Genomic DNA, 17,408 nt, shown 5'->3' with positions numbered 1-17,408 from the left:
GAATGTGATGGAAAGGAAGCGAGCTGGTTTTCGTACTGAGATATATCGCCATTGGTTTGGTGATGAGCAGACTGGCGGCCGCCCGCAGGAAGATTGCGGGAAAGTTGGCGGAAACGGAGATGGGAAGATGAAGCAAGCGCAGGCGGCATTCGCTGATGAAAAGCTGACGGCCTGCATGGGGGGTGAGGTGGACACTGGCCTGCTCAGCCGGGTCGTGCTTGCGCTGAACTAAGATGCGGTTTCGGCGCAGTGTTCACAGCCTCTGAAAATTCGGTGGCTGCGTTGCGGGCCGTCTTATCCGCCGCGGCGCTGGCTGCCTCGCCGATGGCGTAAGGCTGATTCCCTCATCCCGTCCCGCCTGTGCCTTGCGGCAGCGGGTTGCCGGAAAGCCGATGGTTGCCGGCCGGGGAGTTCTTTCCAACTACATGCTGCAGGGGGACCCAGCCGCAAAAGGCACCGGGCTGGAATGCGGCCGCGGCATTCGACCAGTCGTTCTGCATCATTTACGCTGTGGCGAATGCCGGGCAGGCGTCCGGAGTGACGGCCAAAGTGCTGGCCGGGTTTTCCATCGGTCAGAGCGTCGACCCGTTTCCTGCTCGATCTGCCAAGAGGCGGGAATTCAAAATGCGCCTGGCTGCTTGGCTTCAAAGATAAACCCCTATTGCAAATGGCATTTCTGGACCCGGACGGCGTACCGGTCGCCTTTTGCATCACCTGCTCCGCCGGCGCCGGCAAGGCAGTGCAAGCGAGTTTCTGGCTGGCATGGCCGTTGCCACCCGGGTCAGTGAAGGCATTGTTTATCTGGTGATCGGCGGCCAGGATCAGGGGGTCGTGGGTGGGGTTGCGGCGGATATTCAGGGCAAGCTGGGGTAGCAGTCCGGCAGTCAGCCGTTTTGCGCGCTGCACGATCCTCTTGCAGTTTTGGGCGAACCGTCCTATATGCCTTTGACAACAGCGGCGCGTTGAACCTCTGGTTTAAGGCTCCACCGGGAATTTCAACGGGCCGCGCGCCCGTTTTTTTGTGCCCGCAGGCCATTGCCTGCAAGCCCCAAGTGGAGGTCTGATGACCAACGACCTGATTGCCAAAGCTGCCATCGACCGGCGCCTGGCCGAGATCATCACCCCGGTGATCGAGGACTTGGGTTATGAGCTGGTGCGGATCCGGCTGATGTCTGGTAAGGCAACCACATTGCAGATCATGGCCGATAAGCCGGATGGCGGCATCGAAGTGGATGACTGCGCTGATATCTCCAATGCGGTAAGCGCCGTGCTGGACGTTGAGGATCCGCTTATCGACGCTTATGCGCTGGAAGTGTCGAGCCCCGGCATCGACCGCCCGCTGACGCGGATGAAGGACTTCGAGATGTTCGAAGGTTACGAGGCCAAGCTGGAAACCGCCGAGATGGTCGGCGGCCGCCGCCGCTTTAAGGGCGAACTGGCGGGAACTGAAGAGGACGAAGTCCTGATCAACATTGAGGATCAGGGCGAGACCGTGACAATCGGATTGAAGTTTGACTGGCTGAGCGACGCCAAGCTTGTTCTGACCGATGATTTGATCAAGGAAATGCTGCGCCAGCGCAAAGAGGCCGGCACGCTCAACGAAGACGCATTCGACGAAATCGAGACCGAAGAGTCCGAAGAGGAGAAAAAGTAATGGCTATCACCTCTGCAAACCAGCTGGAGCTGTTGCAAACCGCCGAGGCCGTGGCGCGCGAAAAGATGATCGACCCAGGTCTGGTCATCGAGGCGATGGAAGAGAGCCTCGCCCGTGCGGCCAAAAGCCGCTACGGCGCCGAAATGGATATTCGGGTGTCTATCGACCGCAAGACCGGCCGGGCAAAATTCACCCGCGTACGCACCGTGGTGGCGGAAGAAGAGCTGGAAAACTACCAGGCCGAGATGACGGTCGATCAGGCACGCCAGTACATGGCCAACCCAGAAGTAGGCCAGACCTATGTCGAGGAAGTGCCGCCGGTTGAGATGGGCCGGATCGCCGCGCAATCGGCCAAGCAGGTGATCCTGCAGAAAGTCCGCGAAGCCGAGCGCGACCGACAGTACGAAGAATTCAAGGACCGTGCCGGAACCATCATCAACGGCCTGGTCAAGCGCGAAGAATACGGCAACGTCATCGTCGATGTGGGCGCCGGCGAGGCGATCTTGCGCCGCAACGAGAAGATCGGCCGCGAGAGCTATCGCCCGAACGACCGGGTGCGCTGCTATATCAAAGATGTGCGCCGCGAACCGCGCGGCCCGCAGATCTTCCTGTCCCGCACCGCGCCGGAATTCATGGCCGAGCTGTTCAAGATGGAAGTGCCGGAAATCTATGACGGCATCATCGAGATCAAGGCTGTGGCCCGCGACCCCGGTTCGCGCGCCAAGATCGCTGTTATCTCTTACGACGGCTCGATCGATCCGGTCGGCGCTTGTGTGGGTATGCGCGGTTCCCGCGTACAGGCCGTGGTGAACGAGTTGCAGGGTGAGAAAATCGACATCATCCCCTGGAATGAGGACCAGCCGACATTCCTGGTGAATGCGCTGCAGCCGGCTGAAGTGACCAAGGTTGTGCTTGATGAAGAAGCAGGCAAGATCGAAGTTGTCGTTCCTGAGGAACAGTTGAGCCTGGCTATTGGCCGCCGCGGGCAAAACGTGCGCCTGGCATCACAGTTGACTAACCTCGACATCGACATCATGACCGAAGAGGAAGAATCGGCCCGCCGCCAGAAGGAATTCGAAGCGCGCACCAAGCTGTTCATGGAAACCCTGGATCTGGACGAATTTTTTGCCCAGCTGCTGGTTTCTGAAGGCTTTACGAACCTAGAAGAAGTCGCCTATGTCGAACTGGACGAACTGCTGGTTATCGACGGTGTCGATGAAGGAACCGCAGGGGAACTGCAAGCCCGTGCCCGCGACTACCTGGAAGCCAAGGCCAAAGCGGCGCTGGATGCCGCCCGTGAACTGGGTGCTGAAGACAGCCTGATTCAGTTCGAGGGCCTGACCCCGCAGATGGTAGAGGCCCTGGCCAAGGACGACGTGAAGTCGCTGGAAGATTTCGCTACTTGTGCGGATTGGGAACTGGCCGGCGGCTGGACCAACGATGGCGGCGAACGGGTCAAGGACGATGGTATCCTGGAACCTTTCGGCATGACGCTGGAGCAGGCGCAGGATCGGGTGATGACTGCCCGTATCATGCTAGGCTGGGTTGATCCGGCTGAGCTGGAAGAAGACGCAGTTGAAGACGATGACGAAGAGGAAGGCGAAGCCTGAATTGAGGCTTTGCGGAGGGGAACTGCATGACACGCGGCGGCGCCACAAAAGACCGGACCGACGGGAGCGAACGCAAATGCATCGCAACCGGCGAGATCCAGCCCAAACAGGGCCTCATCCGATTCGTGATGGGTCCTGACGGGCAAGTTGTGCCTGATGTGATGGGCAAGCTGCCCGGCCGCGGTGTCTATGTGGCGTCCAGCCGGGCGGCATTGGAAACCGCGGTCAAGAAGAAGCTGTTTTCCCGCAGCTTCAAGGCCCAGGTTCAGGTGCCGGACGATTTGGTTCAGGAGGTCGAGCGGCAGGTTGCCCGCCGGCTTGTCGAGCTGATCAGTCTGGCGCGTAAGTCGGGCGATGCTGTGTCCGGCTTCGAACGGGTGAAAGACTGGCTGTACAAAGAGGACGCCCGGGTGCTGATCCAGGCTTCTGACGGGTCAGGGCGCGGGAAGTCGAAGCTGAGCACCCCCTACAAGGGCAAATTCATCGGCTGCCTCACGGCGGACGAGCTGGGACTGGCATTTGGGCGCCAAACTGCAATACATGCCGCCCTCGCCTCTGGCGGACTCAGCAAACGTGTTGTAGATGAGGCGCAACGACTGCAAGGTTTGCGCGAAATGGTGGGCGGCGACGGCCGCACGGAAGGATAAGAAGCTTTATGAGCGATAGTGACGGCAAAAAGACACTGGGTCTGCGTGGGAGTTCCCGTCCGGGGAACGTGAAACAGAGTTTCAGCCATGGACGGACCAAGAATGTCGTAGTGGAAACCAAGCGCAAGCGCGTTGTGGTTCCCAAGCCGGGTGCGGCCAAGGGGGGCAGCGGTGCTGCACCATCCACATCCGGATCGCGCCGGCCTGCCGGCATCAGTGACGCAGAGATGGAGCGCCGCCTGAAGGCGCTGCAGGCCGCCAAGGCACGTGAGGCCGAAGAAACGGCCGCTCGGGCTGCCGAAGAAAAAGCGCGTGAAGAAGAGCGGAACCGCCGCCGCGCCGAAGCGGAAGCGAAGGAACGCGAACAGCGCGAAGCCGAGGACCGAGCTAAGGCAAAGCAGGAAGAAGAAGAGCGCAAGAAGCGTGAAGCTGAAGTGGCAAAAGAACGTGCCGCTGCTGCTGCCGCTGCGCCTGCTGCCGACACGCCCAAAGCGGCGCGCCCGGCGCCGAACAAACCTGCGCCTGCTGCCGCGCCGCGCAAAGCAGACCGTGAACGCGAACAGCGTCAGAACCGCGGCAAGGGCCAGGACGATGGCCGCCGTTCGGGTAAACTGACTTTGGGGCAGGCCACTGGCGGCGGTGGCAATCGCCACCGGTCGATGGCGTCGATGAAGCGCAAGCAAGAGCGTGCCCGGCAAAAAGCTATGGGCGGCCAGGTCGAGCGTGAAAAGGTCATCCGTGATGTTCAGCTGCCCGAGGCGATCGTGGTTTCTGAACTGGCCAACCGGATGGCGGAGCGCGTTGGCGAAGTTGTCAAATCGCTGATGAACATGGGCATGATGGTCACGCAGAACCAGACCATCGATGCCGACACCGCAGAACTGATCATCGAAGAGTTCGGCCACAAGGTGGTCCGGGTGTCTGCCTCCGACGTTGAAGACGTGATTAAGGAGATTGAGGACAAGGAAGACGATCTGAAACCGCGTCCGCCTGTCATCACCATCATGGGCCACGTTGACCATGGCAAGACTTCGCTGCTGGATGCAATCCGGGATGCCCGGGTTGTGGCTGGCGAAGCCGGCGGCATTACCCAGCACATCGGCGCTTATCAGGTGAAAACCGAAAGCGGCACTGTGCTGAGCTTCCTCGATACGCCCGGCCATGCGGCCTTTACCTCGATGCGCTCGCGTGGCGCTCAGGTGACGGATATCGTGGTTCTGGTTGTGGCCGCAGATGATGCGGTGATGCCGCAGACCATCGAAGCCATCAACCACGCCAAGGCGGCGCAGGTTCCGATGATTGTGGCGATCAACAAGATTGACAAGCCGGCTGCTGACCCGACAAAGGTTCGTACTGACTTGCTGCAGCACGAAGTAGTCGTGGAAGCGATGTCCGGTGACGTGCAGGACGTTGAGGTTTCCGCTGTTACCGGCCAGGGCCTCGACGAGCTGCTGGAAGCCATTGCATTGCAGTCGGAAATTCTGGAACTGAAGGCTAACCCCGACCGCGCCGCTCAAGGCGCCGTAATCGAGGCACAGCTGGATGTGGGTCGCGGCCCCGTGGCAACCGTGCTGGTTCAGAATGGGACCCTGCGCCAGGGCGATATCTTTGTTGTGGGTGAGCAATACGGCAAGGTACGTGCGCTGATCAACGACAAGGGCGAACGCGTCCAGGAAGCCGGCCCGTCGGTCCCGGTCGAGGTTCTTGGCCTGAACGGCACCCCGGAAGCAGGCGACGTGCTGAACGTGACCGACACCGAAGCACAGGCGCGTGAGATCGCAGAATACCGTGAGCAGGCCGCAAAAGATAAGCGTGCCGCTGCTGGTGCGGCGACCACGCTGGAACAGCTGATGCAGAAGGCCAAGGATGACGAAAGCGTCTCCGAATTGCCGATCTTGCTCAAAGCTGACGTGCAGGGGTCCGCGGAAGCCATCGTGCAGGCGATGGAAAAGATCGGCAATGACGAGGTGCGCGTTCGCGTGCTGCATTCGGGCGTTGGTGCGATCACCGAAACCGATGTCGGCCTCGCAGAAGCCTCCGGTGCGCCGATCATGGGCTTCAACGTCCGTGCCAACGCTTCGGCCCGCAACACCGCCAACCAGAAGAGCGTCGAGATCCGTTATTATTCGGTGATCTATGATCTGGTGGATGATGTGAAAGCGGCGGCTTCCGGCCTGCTGTCTGCCGAGATCCGCGAGAATTTCATCGGATACGCGCAGATCAAGGAAGTCTTCAAGGTTACCGGGGTTGGTAAGGTTGCCGGCTGTCTGGTCACCGAGGGGATCGCCCGCCGTTCGGCTGGCGTGCGTCTGCTGCGCGACAACGTGGTGATCCACGAAGGCACGCTGAAGACCCTGAAACGCTTCAAGGACGAAGTGTCCGAAGTCCAGTCTGGCCAGGAATGCGGTATGGCGTTCGAAAACTACGATGATGTCCGTCCGAACGACGTGATTGAGATCTTCGAGCGCGAAGAAGTCACCCGTACCCTCGACTGATCGTTGCTAAAGTCAGATTTATGAGCAGGCCCTGGCACCTTTGCCGGGGCCTGTTTGTTTCTGCAGGATTTCTTAAGCGTACTTCACTGTTACGTGCCGCAGGGGCTGAAGCGCCTTTAAAGGCTCCGCTAACCAAGTTCGTCGAGCCGGGAGATCAGGACTAGGGTTCGGCCCTGCCGTTCTACGCACGCCTCTGCGTCCAGCACGTTCGCCCGGCCGACGTGTTTCTGGACCGCCCGCTCGTGGGCGGATGTCGTCGGGATTTAAGCGATGGAAGCCGCGGTGACGCGCCCGGCCGGTTTCCTAATGCAGTAGTCAAACGAAGAGCGAGCGGTCAGAGGGCGCTGTATGACCCTCGAAATCGTCGCCGCCATCGGCAACACAGCCCGCATGGGCCCGGCGACAGTCGCCGCTTTGTAACTGCGGCCGGGCCGAGGATGAAGAATGAAGTCACAGCAGGACCCGGGACACTACTATAAGTCCGATTTATAACCCGGAAAACCGAGTAAATTCACCGTTGGGAAAGTCTTGAACCGCCGTGGTGCAGCTACCTGCGTGTTACAACCAGTCCCGAAGGATCGGAATCAGCGGGATATCGGCCGGTGGCATTGGATAATCCCGCAAATCCTGCGGCCGCACCCATGTCAGGGTCTGCCCCTCTTTGGCTTGCGGAATGCCGTCCCACTTACGGCAGGCAAAAAGCGGCATCAGCAGGTGGAAATCCTCGTAGGAGTGGCTGGCGAAGGTCAACGGCGCCAGGCAGGACGCCCAGGTGTCAATGCCCAGTTCCTCCTGCAATTCACGGACCAGGGCTGCCTCCGGTGTTTCGCCTGGCTCAATCTTGCCGCCCGGGAACTCCCACAAACCGGCCATGGATTTTCCTTGGGGACGCTGGGCCAGGAGCACGCGCCCATCCGCGTCGATGAGCGCGACAGCAGAAACAAGGACTACCTTCATGACCGGTAATCCGCGTTGATCGAGATATACTGATGGGTCAAATCGCAGGTCCATACCGTGGCCTTACCCGCACCCAGTCCCAGGTCGACTTTTATGGTGATCTCCTGTTTCTTCATCTCCGCAGCGCCGAGATCTTCCTTGTAGTCCGGTGCGACCCAGCCCTTTTCGGCGACTCTCACGTCGCCAAATGAGATTGACAACAGGTCCCGGTCGGCTGCGGCGCCGGATTTTCCAATTGCCATTACCACCCGGCCCCAGTTCGGGTCTTCGCCCGCAATCGCGGTTTTCACCAGCGGAGAGTTGGCGATGGCCAGGCCATGAACTTTGGCATCCGCATCCGAGGCCGCGCCGGTCACCTGAACTTCCACGAATTTGGTGGCGCCTTCCCCATCGCGCACCACCTGGTGCGACAGGTCAAGCATTACCCGCTCCAGGCCTGCTGCAAACTCCTCGTTTCCTGTTGCGTCGACGCCCGAAGCACCGGTGGCGCACAGCATCAGGCTGTCTGAGGTCGAGGTGTCGCTGTCCACGGTGATGCAGTTGAACGTGCGGTTGCAGATTTCCGCCAACTGCGCCTGCAGGTCAGCTTGTCTGACCTTCGCATCGGTGAATATGTAGACGAGCATCGTAGCCATATCCGGGGCGATCATGCCTGAGCCCTTGGCGATGCCGGCGATCTTCACTGTTTGGCCACCGATCCCCACCGTGGCGCTGGCACCTTTGGCAAAAGTGTCGGTGGTCATGATCGCCTTGGCGGCGCCTTGCAGCGCGTTTTCGCTTAAACTCCCGTTCAGCTCGCCGATCTTTGCTACAATTCGATCATGCGGCAGCGGTTCGCCAATGACGCCGGTAGAGGCAGTAAAGACGCGTCCGGCAGGCAAGCCGGTTGCATCCGCAACGGCAGTTGTGATCTCTGCCACCGAGCTTTGCCCGTAATGGCCGGTGAACGCATTGGAATTGCCGGAATTGACCAGGATCGCGGCACCGGTGTCAGCATCGCCGCCCAGTTTGGCCTGGCAGTCCAGAACAGGTGCGGAGCGGGTCGTGGACCGGGTGAACACCCCGGCAACCGCAGTGCCCGGGTCCATGACCGCAAGCATCACATCGGTCCGGCCCTGATATTTGACCCCGGCCGCGGCTGATGCAAAACGCACGCCCTTGATCACCGGAAGGTCGGGGAAGCTGGCCGGAGCCAGCGGCGAGACGGGCAGGGGGGCTCCCATGATCAGTTCCTTACCAGGCTAAGGTCTTTGAGAACTGCAGGATCCAGATCCTCGATCTCAGGCCGTTCGATTTCTGCGGACGCGGTCAGTTCATTCACGCTCTCTTCCACTGCCCGTTGACGCAATTCCTCGGCCAGCTGAGCCCGGACCTCTTCGAACTCGGGGGCTTCAGCTTTTCGGCGTTCATGCAGCAGGATTACATGCCAGCCGAACTGGGTTTTCACCGGGGCGGAAATCTCACCCGACTGAAGCTTCAGAACAGCGTCTTCAAATTCCGGCACCATTCGGCCGGTGGTGAACCAACCCAGATCGCCGCCGCTAGGGCCAGAAGGGCCGGTGGACTTTTCTTTTGCAAGCGTGGCAAAATCGGCACCGGCGTCCAGTTCCTTTTTGACGTCCTGCGCGTCCTCCTCACTTTCAACCAGGATATGGGCGGCGTGAAACTCGTCACCACCGTCACCGGACGAATATTTCGCGTCATAGGCTGCGCGCAGCGCGTCCTCGCCGCTGGCCTTTTCCATGACCATATCGATCACATTGGCGGCCAGCATGGCGCGTTCTTCGTTTTCGACAGATAGCTGCACGTAGCGGGGCACTTCACCATTCATCTGCTGTTTCAACGCGGTTTGCTGAACCAGCTGATCCAGAATGGCGTTGTAGAGCACGTCATCGGGCAGCTCTTTGTACTGGGAAGGCAGGTTCTCCCGGGCCATGACCATATGGCCGATAGTGATCTTCTCGCCATTGACCGAGGCAACAACCGTGTTGGCATGGGGCGCTGCGACTACAGCCAGCGGCAGCGCAGCACAGGCCGCCACCGCAGCACCACGCAGAAAAGTGAGACCTTTACGCATTGAAAACTTCCTATTCCTAGGCCGTATAAGGGCCTGCCGTTGACACTCAATAGCCTGCCGCTTACATCGCCATGAGGCCATTGGCAGGATCGTCTTACCACCATTGTTTATGGGTTGCGGACACGGCGGGCAAGCCTGCCCGATGCAAAGGCCGGACATAGGATCGCTGGAGAAAACATGCTGGGTTTCGGAACACTCGCCAAAAAGGTTTTCGGCACACCGAATGACCGTAAAATTAAGGCGACACGGCCGCTGATTTCACAAATCAACGGGCTGGAGGACACGTTCGCGAAGCTCAGCGATGACGGGCTTAAGGAAAAAACCGAAGAGCTGCGCAAGCGCGCATTGGGCGGTGAGAGCCTGGACGCGCTTCTGCCCGAAGCCTTTGCCAACGTGCGCGAAGCGGCCAAGAGGGCGCTTGGCTTGCGGGCCTTTGACACCCAGCTGATGGGCGGCATCTTCCTGCATCAGGGTAACATCTCCGAGATGAAGACCGGGGAAGGCAAGACCCTGGTGGCGACATTCCCCGCCTACCTGAATGCGCTGACCGGCAAGGGCGTGCATGTGGTAACCGTGAACGAATACCTGGCCACGCGCGACAGTGAATGGATGGGGAAAGTGTTTGCGCAGCTGGGCATGACCACCGGTGTGATCTGGTCGGGGCAGGGCGACGCTGAGAAAATGGCTGCCTATAACAGAGACGTCACCTATACCACCAACAACGAGCTGGGTTTCGACTATCTGCGCGACAACATGAAACCGTCGCTGGATCAGGTGTTCCAGAAACAGCACAACTTTGCCATCGTCGATGAAGTCGACTCGATCCTGATCGACGAGGCCCGCACCCCTCTGATCATTTCCGGCCCGGCTGAAGACAGGTCCGAGCTTTATTCAACCATTGATAAAGTGATCCCGCTTCTGTCCGGAGATCACTATGAGATCGACGAGAAAACACGTGGTGTGACCTTTACAGAGGACGGCAACGAATATCTGGAACAGACGCTGCGCGAGCACGGGCTGCTGGACGAGGATGCCTCGCTTTACGATCCGGAAAGCACTTCCGTTGTCCACCACGTGAACCAGGCCCTGCGTGCGCACAAGCTGTTCCAGAGGGACAAGGACTACATCGTCCGCGATGGCCAGGTGGTGCTGATCGACGAATTCACCGGCCGGATGATGCCAGGCCGCCGCCTCTCCGAAGGGCTGCACCAGGCCATCGAGGCCAAGGAAGACGTGCAAATTCAGCCGGAAAACACAACGCTGGCTTCGGTGACGTTCCAGAACTACTTCCGTCTGTATGAAAAGCTGTCCGGCATGACCGGCACCGCGATGACCGAAGCGGAGGAGTTTGCCGAAATCTACAGCCTCGGCGTGGTGGAAGTGCCGACCAACCGCCCGATTGCGCGGGTGGATGAAGACGATCAGGTCTACCGCACCGCCCGCGAGAAATACGAGGCGATGATCAAGGAAGCCAAGGTCGCACATGAAAAGGGCCAGCCGGTTCTGCTGGGCACCACGTCGATCGAGAAATCCGAACTGCTGAGCCAGCTGCTGCAGGAGGACGGCATTCCGCACAACGTGCTGAACGCCCGCCACCACGAGCAGGAAGCGCAGATCGTCGCCGATGCCGGCCGCTATGGCGCGGTGACCATCGCAACCAACATGGCCGGCCGCGGCACCGACATCCAGCTCGGCGGCAACGTTGAGATGAAGGTACTGGAGGCGCTGGAACAAAACCCGGAGGCTGATCCCGCAGAACTGCGTGCCGCCGAGGAAGCCAAGCACGCTGAGGAAAAGCAGAAGGTGCTGGACGCAGGCGGGTTGTTTGTGATGGCTTCCGAGCGCCACGAAAGCCGCCGCATCGACAACCAGTTGCGCGGCCGTTCCGGCCGTCAGGGTGATCCCGGCCGCACCCGGTTCTATCTCAGCCTCGAAGATGATCTGATGCGCATCTTCGGATCGGAACGGCTGGATAAACTTCTGTCATCGCTTGGTATGAAAGAGGGCGAGGCGATCATTCATCCTTGGGTGAACAAATCTCTGGAACGTGCGCAGGCCAAGGTCGAAGGCCGCAACTTCGACATGCGCAAGAACGTTCTTAAATTCGACGACGTGATGAACGACCAGCGCAAGGTGATTTTTAACCAGCGCCGCGAGATCATGGCGGCCGAGGACCTCTCGGAGATCGTCGATGACATGCGTCACGAGGTGATCGACGACCTGCTCGATACCCATATGCCACCGAAGACCTACGCCGACCAATGGGATACCGCTGGTCTGCAGGAACAGGTGCGCGAGATGCTGTCGATCGACGCGTCTGTGGCCGAATGGGCCGCCGAAGAAGGCGTCGATGACGAGCAGATCCGCGAACGTCTGGTCGCGGTCTCCGACAAGATGATGGCGGAAAAAGCCGCGGCCTTTGGCCCGGAAAACATGCGCAACATCGAAAAGCAGGTGCTGCTGCAGACCATTGATAAGAAGTGGCGCGAACATCTGCTGACTCTGGAGCACCTGCGCTCGGTAGTTGGTTTCCGCGGCTACGCCCAGCGTGATCCGTTGAATGAGTACAAGAACGAAAGCTTCCAGCTGTTTGAAACCATGCTCGATTCCCTGCGAGAGGAAGTCTCGCAGCAGCTCAGCCGCGTGCGTCCGATGACCGAGGAAGAGCAGCAGCAGATGCTGAAAGAAATGGCTGCCCGCCAGGCCGCAATGCAGCAAATGGCGGTGCCGCAGCCTACGGCAGCCGCAGCCCCTGCAGAGGATCCGGCACCGGGTTTTGCGGAGGATGATCCTGTGACTTGGGGAAACCCCTCGCGCAATGACAAATGTCCTTGCGGGTCGGGCAAGAAGTTCAAGCACTGCCATGGCAGTCTGACCTGAGATCCGGGGAAAGCGCGCAGGCTTTTTTTTTGAAGCTGCGCCCGGCGGCGTGTGGGTGATTTCCCGTACGTTTCTGGCCTTTTGGAAAAGATTGCTTCCCTTGTGCAAGGCGCTGCGCAAGGCACAGCGCGCTGTCCCGTCAGGAAAACTCTGGCAATGCCAAAGCACGGGGAGCGGGCTTGGATCTGTTTCCCTACGCGAAACAAAGATGGCGGGGTTGCCGTATTTGCCGGAATCTCTCCTGTTGGCCGCCACAAACCGGCCGGCATTTTCAGGCAAGCTTCCTTAACCGAACAGGTTCAGGAGGATCTTATGCAAAGCAAACAGGTGATACTGACAAGCGCGTTGACGCTGGCTTGCGCCATGGGCATCGGATTCTTCATGCAGTCCTCCGGCCGGGGCTTGGCGGTCAGCATGGCCGGACGGACCGCTGCGGCCGACCCTGAACTGCCAGGGGAGCCCGATGCTGCTCAGCTGCGAATCGAAAAGATAACGCTAACTTCGGTGCCGGCTGCTGCAAGCGAGTTGGAAGCGGGAAGCCAGCCAGGCGAACCTTTGCAAACAGTGTCCTGCCAGATGACGGCTGCGGCTGAAGCAGCCCCGATGGCAATGGTTAGACTATCGGTTGAAGCGTCTTGCAGACCAAACGAGCGCTTGAGCGTGCATCACAGTGGCATGACCTTTACTGCTTCTTTAGACCAGTCCGGCCGGTTCAGCGCGCAGGTGCCGGCATTGGCCGGGACGGCCGTCTTCATCGCGGAGACCGCGAACGGTAGCGGAGCTGTGGCCGTTGCGGAGGTAGATGGTCTTGAAGCTATTGAGCGGATTGTTCTGCAGTGGACCGGTAACAGCGGTTTCGAAATTCACGCTCGCGAGTTTGGTGCCGCTTATGGCAGCGCTGGCCATGTCTGGCGCGGCGCGGCCGGGGCCGGGCAAGTGGCCCGCCTGGGTGACGACAGCCAATTGGCACCGCGTATCGCCGAGATCTACAGCCTGCCACGCACCACAAGTGAATCCGGTACCGTGTCTCTGACTGCTGAGGCCGAAGTTACGGAATCCAATTGCGGCAGGGATATTTCTGCTCAGGCGCTGCAATTGCGCGGTGGACAGCTCACCAGCCGGGATTTGGTGATGGCAATGCCCGATTGCGATGCAATGGGCAGCTTTCTGGTGTTGAATAATCTGGTAGAAGATCTGAAAATCGCAACCAACTGATTTGCGGTAACTTCAGGTATCCATATGATCTTCTTTCGTGCGGCCGTTTGCGCCGCACTTTTTCTGACATACTTTGCGCGCGGTCTTGCAGCCCAGGATGTCACCCTTTCTTCCCCCGATGGCGCGGTTGAAATCACTGGCACCTTGCTGGGGTTCGACGGCGAGTTCTACCGGGTACAGACCCAGTTCGGCGAACTCACCGTCGATGGCTCAGGTGTGGCTTGCGATGGACCAGGCTGCCCCAGCCTGTCAGGATTCGTTTCGGAAATCACGCTGGCTGGCTCCTCAGCCATGTCTGAAGTGCTGCTGCCTGCGCTGATCGAAGGCTTCGCCTTGCGGAATGGCTATCAGACACGGTTGGAAGCACTGCCGGAGGGGAATTTCAGCCATGTTTTGCTGCGCGGGCAAACGCCGGCTGCACGCTTCACCTTCCTGGCCAGCAATACCGACGGGGGATTTGCGGCTCTTATCGCGGACGAAGCGGATGTGACGATGGCGCTGCGGGAGATTCGCCCGCTTGAACAGAAGGCTGCCCTCGCCGCTGGACTGGGTGATCTGACCGGACCGGGCCGCAGCCGGGTTCTGGCGCTGGACGCTTTTGTTCCGGTGGTGGCGCCCAGCAATCCGGTACGCGAGATTTCATTGCCGCAGCTGGCTGGGATATTTTCCGGCCAGATCACCAATTGGGAAACGGTTGGCGGTCCTGATGCGCCGATTTCGCTGCATATGCCGGTTTCCGGATCAGGCCTTGCCCAGGCGGTGGAGGATCGGCTGATGGTGCCTTTTGGAGCGGGGTTCACACAACGCATCCGCCGCCACGACCGCAGCAGTACACTTGCCCGGCGGGTTCTGGTCGATCCTTTTGCTATAGGTATCGCCAGCTTTGCCGAGAAAGGCGCGACGCGGATGCTGACGTTGACGGGCCCCTGCGGGTTCTCTTTGCAGGCCAGCCGCAGGGCGGTAAAGACTGAAGACTATCCGCTGACGGTTCCTATGTTCCTTTACCTGCCGTCCCGCCGTCTGCCCAAGGTTGCTCGGGATTTCCTGGCGTATGTGCGAGGCCCTGCGGCGCAGGCAGTTATTCGTCGGGCGGGATTTGTCGATCAGGCGCCGGAGCTGATCCCGGTCAGCCGCCAGGGAAGGCGTTTGGCAAATGCGATCCTGGCTGCAAAAGAAGAACCCGGGCTGGATGAGCTTCAGCGGCTGGTGACCCTGATAGGCGGCATGCGCCGCTTGACCATCTCATTCAGGTTCGAGCCTGGATCGGCGCGCCCGGATGCGCAATCCCGCAGCAACGTCGAACAGCTGGCCCGCGCGCTGGAGGCAGGAGAGTTTGACGGAAAAGAGCTTGTATTTGCCGGGTTTTCTGATGGGATCGGGGCAGTTGAAGGCAATCGGCAAATTGCTCTGCAGCGGGCCGGAGCAGTTCAGGAGGCGGTGATGAAAGCTGCGGAGACGGCAGATGCAGGCCGGGTGCAGATCAGCACTCATGGCTTTGGCGAGGCGCTGCCGATGGCCTGTGACGACAGCGAATGGGGCCGCCAGATCAACCGGCGGGTTGAGGTCTGGGTACGCTGACGCACACCACCCACGCAGGTTTCCGTGTGCGTTGCGGTGCATCCAGGATCCCCAGATAACCCAGGGGCCGGGCATCGCGCTGCGGAGCTAGAGATAGCCTTGGGCGCGAAAACTCAGTTCGGTGGATTTACCGATGATCAGGTGATCGTGCAGGGTGATGCCAAGCGCGGAGAGGGCGGCCTGAACTTGAGTGGTCATATTGAGGTCACTGTCAGATGGAGTTGGATCTCCGGACGGGTGATTGTGCACTAAAATCAACGCGCTGGCATTGATCTCAAGAGCCCTTTTGGCAACCTCCCGGGGGTAAACCGGGACATGGTCCACGGTGCCGCGGGCCTGTTCTTCGTCGGCGATCAGTACGTTTTTGCGATCCAGAAACAGGATTCGGAACTGCTCTGTTTCCAGGTGCGCCATGGTGGTGTGGCAATAGTCAAGCAGCGCATCCCAGCTGGAAATCACCTGCCGCTGCATGATCCGGGCCCGAGCCATGCGGTGAGCAGCAGCCTCGAGCACTTTGAGGTCGGTTATCACAGCATCACCAATGCCTTTGACAGCCGCCAGCCGCTCGGGGGAGGCGGACACGACACGGTTGAAATCTCCAAAACTATTAAGCAGTTGCCGAGCCAAAGGTTTCACATCCCGGCGTGGAATGGAGCGGAAAAGAACCAGTTCCAGCAGCTCGTAATCCGGCATTGCCGCAGCACCGCCCTGCATGAAGCGGTCGCGCAGGCGGGCGCGGTGATCCTTGATGTAGGAGGGCAGACGGCCGGGCGAGAGCGGGGCCGCAGGGGCCACTTCGCTGCCGGGAAACAGCGGCAGGGAGACGTCCTCAAAGGCGGGGTCCTGTGCCATGACGCCATGGTGCCGCCATCATGGTTGAGGAAGTGTTAATGCAGGCCGCGCTGCAGCTGCAGCAGAGGGGGTGACATGTGTGCACCCCCTGTACACTCTCTGTGCACCGCTGCAGTGCCGTTCGTCCGGCGCCTTCGGCTTGTTCCGGGCTGGGGGGTAAAAAGAAAAGCGCCCCGATCGGGGCGCTTTTTTTGTGTCACATTTGGCAATGCCCGGGACTCCGCCCGTTCGGCCCTGAAACGCTCGACCGGAGTGTTTCCAGGACGGGCCTCACCCCTTCATGCCATCCCAGAAGCTTTTCACCGAAGAGAAGAAGCTGCGGGATTCGGGGTTGGTGTTGTCCTCGGACATTTCCTCAAACTCGCGCAAAAGCTCTTTCTGGCGGACGGTGAGGTTGACCGGGGTTTCCACAGCCAGTTCGATGAACATGTCGCCGGTGGCACCGCCGCGCAGCGCCGGCATGCCTTTGCCGCGCAGGCGCATCTGGCGGCCTGACTGACTGCCCTCGGGGATCTGTACCCGACCGCGGCCGCCGTCGATGGTCGGCACTTCGATGGAGCCGCCAAGGGCTGCCTTGGCCATGCTGACCGGCACCCGGCAGTAGAGGTTGTTACCGTCGCGCTCGAACAGGCTGTGCGGCGCAACTTCGACAAAGATGTAGAGATCGCCTGGCGGGCCGCCGCGCAGGCCGGCTTCGCCTTCGCCGGCAAGGCGGATGCGGGTGCCGGTTTCGACCCCTGCCGGGATGTTCACCGACAGCGAGCGGTCCTTTTCCACCCGGCCGTGGCCATGGCAGGACTTGCACGGGTTCTTGATGATCTGCCCCAGGCCCGAACAGGTCGGGCACGTGCGTTCGACGGTAAAGAAACCCTGCTGGGCGCGGACCTTGCCCATGCCGGAGCAGGTCGGGCAGGTGGTCGGTTCCACACCGCCCTCGGCGCCGGTGCCCTCGCAGGAGGTACAGGAGACCGAAGTGGGCACTTTGATGGTTTTGTGCAAGCCGCCAAAGGCGTCCTCAAGCGAGACCCGAAGGTTGTAGCGCAGGTCAGCTCCGCGGGAGGCCCGCTGCCGTCCGCCGCCGCCGCCGCGCTGGCCGCCCATGAAGTCGCCGAACAGATCGTCGAAGACGTCAGAGAAGGCAGAAGAAAAGTCGCCGCCGCCAAAGCCTTGGCCTTGTCCGCCACGCTGTCCGCCGCCCATGCCATTTTCAAAGGCGGCATGGCCAAAGCGGTCATAGGCTGCCTTTTTCTCGGCGTCCTTCAGGACGTCGTAAGCCTCGTTGGCTTCCTTGAACTGCGATTCGGCGTCCGGATTATCGGAATTCCGGTCGGGGTGCAGTTCCTTGGCCTTCTTGCGAAAGCCTTTTTTGATTTCGTCTGCGGTGGCGCCTTTGGTCACGCCCAGAACGTCGTAGTAGTCGCGTTTTGACATCGGATAACCCCA

At 60.2% G+C, this 17,408-nt stretch carries 12 protein-coding genes; 7 read left to right on the top strand and 5 right to left on the bottom strand.

Annotated features, from left to right (window positions below; all coding sequences use genetic code 11):
• The first annotated feature begins 1,063 nt into the window (after positions 1–1,063).
• The 4 genes from rimP to infB are packed head-to-tail and all read left to right on the top strand — an operon-like array spanning position 1,064 to position 6,406.
• Positions 1,064–1,654 (top strand): ribosome maturation factor RimP, encoded by a 591-nt coding sequence (gene rimP / locus AC0KW6_RS10435; protein ID WP_323777518.1) that lies wholly within the window; start codon positions 1,064–1,066, stop codon positions 1,652–1,654.
• On the top strand, positions 1,654–3,264 hold the full coding sequence (gene nusA, locus AC0KW6_RS10430) for a transcription termination factor NusA (protein ID WP_323777520.1): 1,611 nt from the start codon (positions 1,654–1,656) through the stop codon (positions 3,262–3,264). The genes rimP and nusA overlap by 1 nt, the downstream gene beginning before the upstream one ends.
• A 26-nt stretch (positions 3,265–3,290) precedes the next feature.
• The gene (locus AC0KW6_RS10425) at positions 3,291–3,911 is read left to right on the top strand and encodes an RNA-binding protein (protein WP_323777522.1); all 621 of its coding nucleotides are present in this window, start codon (positions 3,291–3,293) and stop codon (positions 3,909–3,911) included.
• 8 nt (positions 3,912–3,919) lie between these two features.
• Complete coding sequence (gene infB, locus AC0KW6_RS10420; protein WP_323777524.1) at positions 3,920–6,406, top strand: translation initiation factor IF-2; 2,487 nt, start codon at positions 3,920–3,922, stop codon at positions 6,404–6,406.
• Positions 6,407–6,964: 558 nt separating this feature from the next.
• Here infB and mutT read toward each other — a convergent pair.
• From mutT to AC0KW6_RS10405, 3 genes are read right to left on the bottom strand one after another with little or no spacing between them, the layout of a single operon-like run.
• A complete protein-coding gene (gene mutT, locus AC0KW6_RS10415; protein WP_323777526.1) occupies positions 6,965–7,363 on the bottom strand; it encodes an 8-oxo-dGTP diphosphatase MutT in 399 nt (132 codons plus the stop codon).
• A complete protein-coding gene (gene argJ / locus AC0KW6_RS10410; protein ID WP_323777527.1) occupies positions 7,360–8,586 on the bottom strand; it encodes a bifunctional glutamate N-acetyltransferase/amino-acid acetyltransferase ArgJ in 1,227 nt (408 codons plus the stop codon). The genes mutT and argJ overlap by 4 nt, the downstream gene beginning before the upstream one ends.
• Positions 8,587–8,588: 2 nt before the next feature.
• Entirely contained in the window at positions 8,589–9,440 is an 852-nt protein-coding gene (locus AC0KW6_RS10405; RefSeq protein WP_474034867.1) for a peptidylprolyl isomerase, read from the bottom strand.
• A 177-nt stretch (positions 9,441–9,617) separates the two neighbouring features.
• On the opposite strand from AC0KW6_RS10405, the gene secA reads away from it, so the two are divergent.
• From secA to AC0KW6_RS10390, 3 genes are read left to right on the top strand one after another with little or no spacing between them, the layout of a single operon-like run.
• Positions 9,618–12,320: a preprotein translocase subunit SecA gene (gene secA, locus AC0KW6_RS10400; protein ID WP_474034866.1), complete on the top strand. Its 2,703-nt coding sequence runs from the start codon at positions 9,618–9,620 to the stop codon at positions 12,318–12,320.
• Positions 12,321–12,371: 51 nt separating this feature from the next.
• Positions 12,372–13,535, top strand: a complete 1,164-nt coding sequence (locus tag AC0KW6_RS10395; RefSeq protein WP_474034865.1) for a hypothetical protein — start codon at positions 12,372–12,374, stop codon at positions 13,533–13,535.
• A gap of 24 nt (positions 13,536–13,559) precedes the next feature.
• On the top strand, positions 13,560–15,113 hold the full coding sequence (locus AC0KW6_RS10390; protein WP_474034864.1) for a phosphate ABC transporter substrate-binding/OmpA family protein: 1,554 nt from the start codon (positions 13,560–13,562) through the stop codon (positions 15,111–15,113).
• An 87-nt stretch (positions 15,114–15,200) separates the two neighbouring features.
• On the opposite strand, the gene radC is transcribed toward AC0KW6_RS10390, so the two are convergent.
• On the bottom strand, positions 15,201–15,965 hold the full coding sequence (radC, locus tag AC0KW6_RS10385; protein ID WP_323777537.1) for a RadC family protein: 765 nt from the start codon (positions 15,963–15,965) through the stop codon (positions 15,201–15,203).
• 270 nt (positions 15,966–16,235) lie between these two features.
• The gene (gene dnaJ, locus AC0KW6_RS10380; protein WP_323777539.1) at positions 16,236–17,396 is read right to left on the bottom strand and encodes a molecular chaperone DnaJ; all 1,161 of its coding nucleotides are present in this window, start codon (positions 17,394–17,396) and stop codon (positions 16,236–16,238) included.
• Between the last annotated feature and the right edge of the window lie 12 nt (positions 17,397–17,408).

It is taken from the genome of Leisingera sp. SA215 (assembly GCF_055902035.1).
Note: the sequence above shows the minus strand (reverse complement) of the source record. Positions and strands in the feature narration are given on the sequence as shown.

Excerpts from the sequence above, each read along its gene's own strand:
- rimP (WP_323777518.1), top strand. The coding sequence starts at position 1,064 with ATGACCAACGACCTGATTGCCAAAGCTGCCATCGACCGGCGCCTGGCC.
- nusA (WP_323777520.1), top strand. The coding sequence starts at position 1,654 with ATGGCTATCACCTCTGCAAACCAGCTGGAGCTGTTGCAAACCGCCGAG.
- AC0KW6_RS10425 (WP_323777522.1), top strand. The coding sequence starts at position 3,291 with ATGACACGCGGCGGCGCCACAAAAGACCGGACCGACGGGAGCGAACGC.
- infB (WP_323777524.1), top strand. The coding sequence starts at position 3,920 with ATGAGCGATAGTGACGGCAAAAAGACACTGGGTCTGCGTGGGAGTTCC.
- mutT (WP_323777526.1), bottom strand. The coding sequence starts at position 7,363 with ATGAAGGTAGTCCTTGTTTCTGCTGTCGCGCTCATCGACGCGGATGGG.
- argJ (WP_323777527.1), bottom strand. The coding sequence starts at position 8,586 with ATGGGAGCCCCCCTGCCCGTCTCGCCGCTGGCTCCGGCCAGCTTCCCC.
- AC0KW6_RS10405 (WP_474034867.1), bottom strand. The coding sequence starts at position 9,440 with ATGCGTAAAGGTCTCACTTTTCTGCGTGGTGCTGCGGTGGCGGCCTGT.
- secA (WP_474034866.1), top strand. The coding sequence starts at position 9,618 with ATGCTGGGTTTCGGAACACTCGCCAAAAAGGTTTTCGGCACACCGAAT.
- AC0KW6_RS10390 (WP_474034864.1), top strand. The coding sequence starts at position 13,560 with ATGATCTTCTTTCGTGCGGCCGTTTGCGCCGCACTTTTTCTGACATAC.
- radC (WP_323777537.1), bottom strand. The coding sequence starts at position 15,965 with ATGGCACAGGACCCCGCCTTTGAGGACGTCTCCCTGCCGCTGTTTCCC.
- dnaJ (WP_323777539.1), bottom strand. The coding sequence starts at position 17,396 with ATGTCAAAACGCGACTACTACGACGTTCTGGGCGTGACCAAAGGCGCC.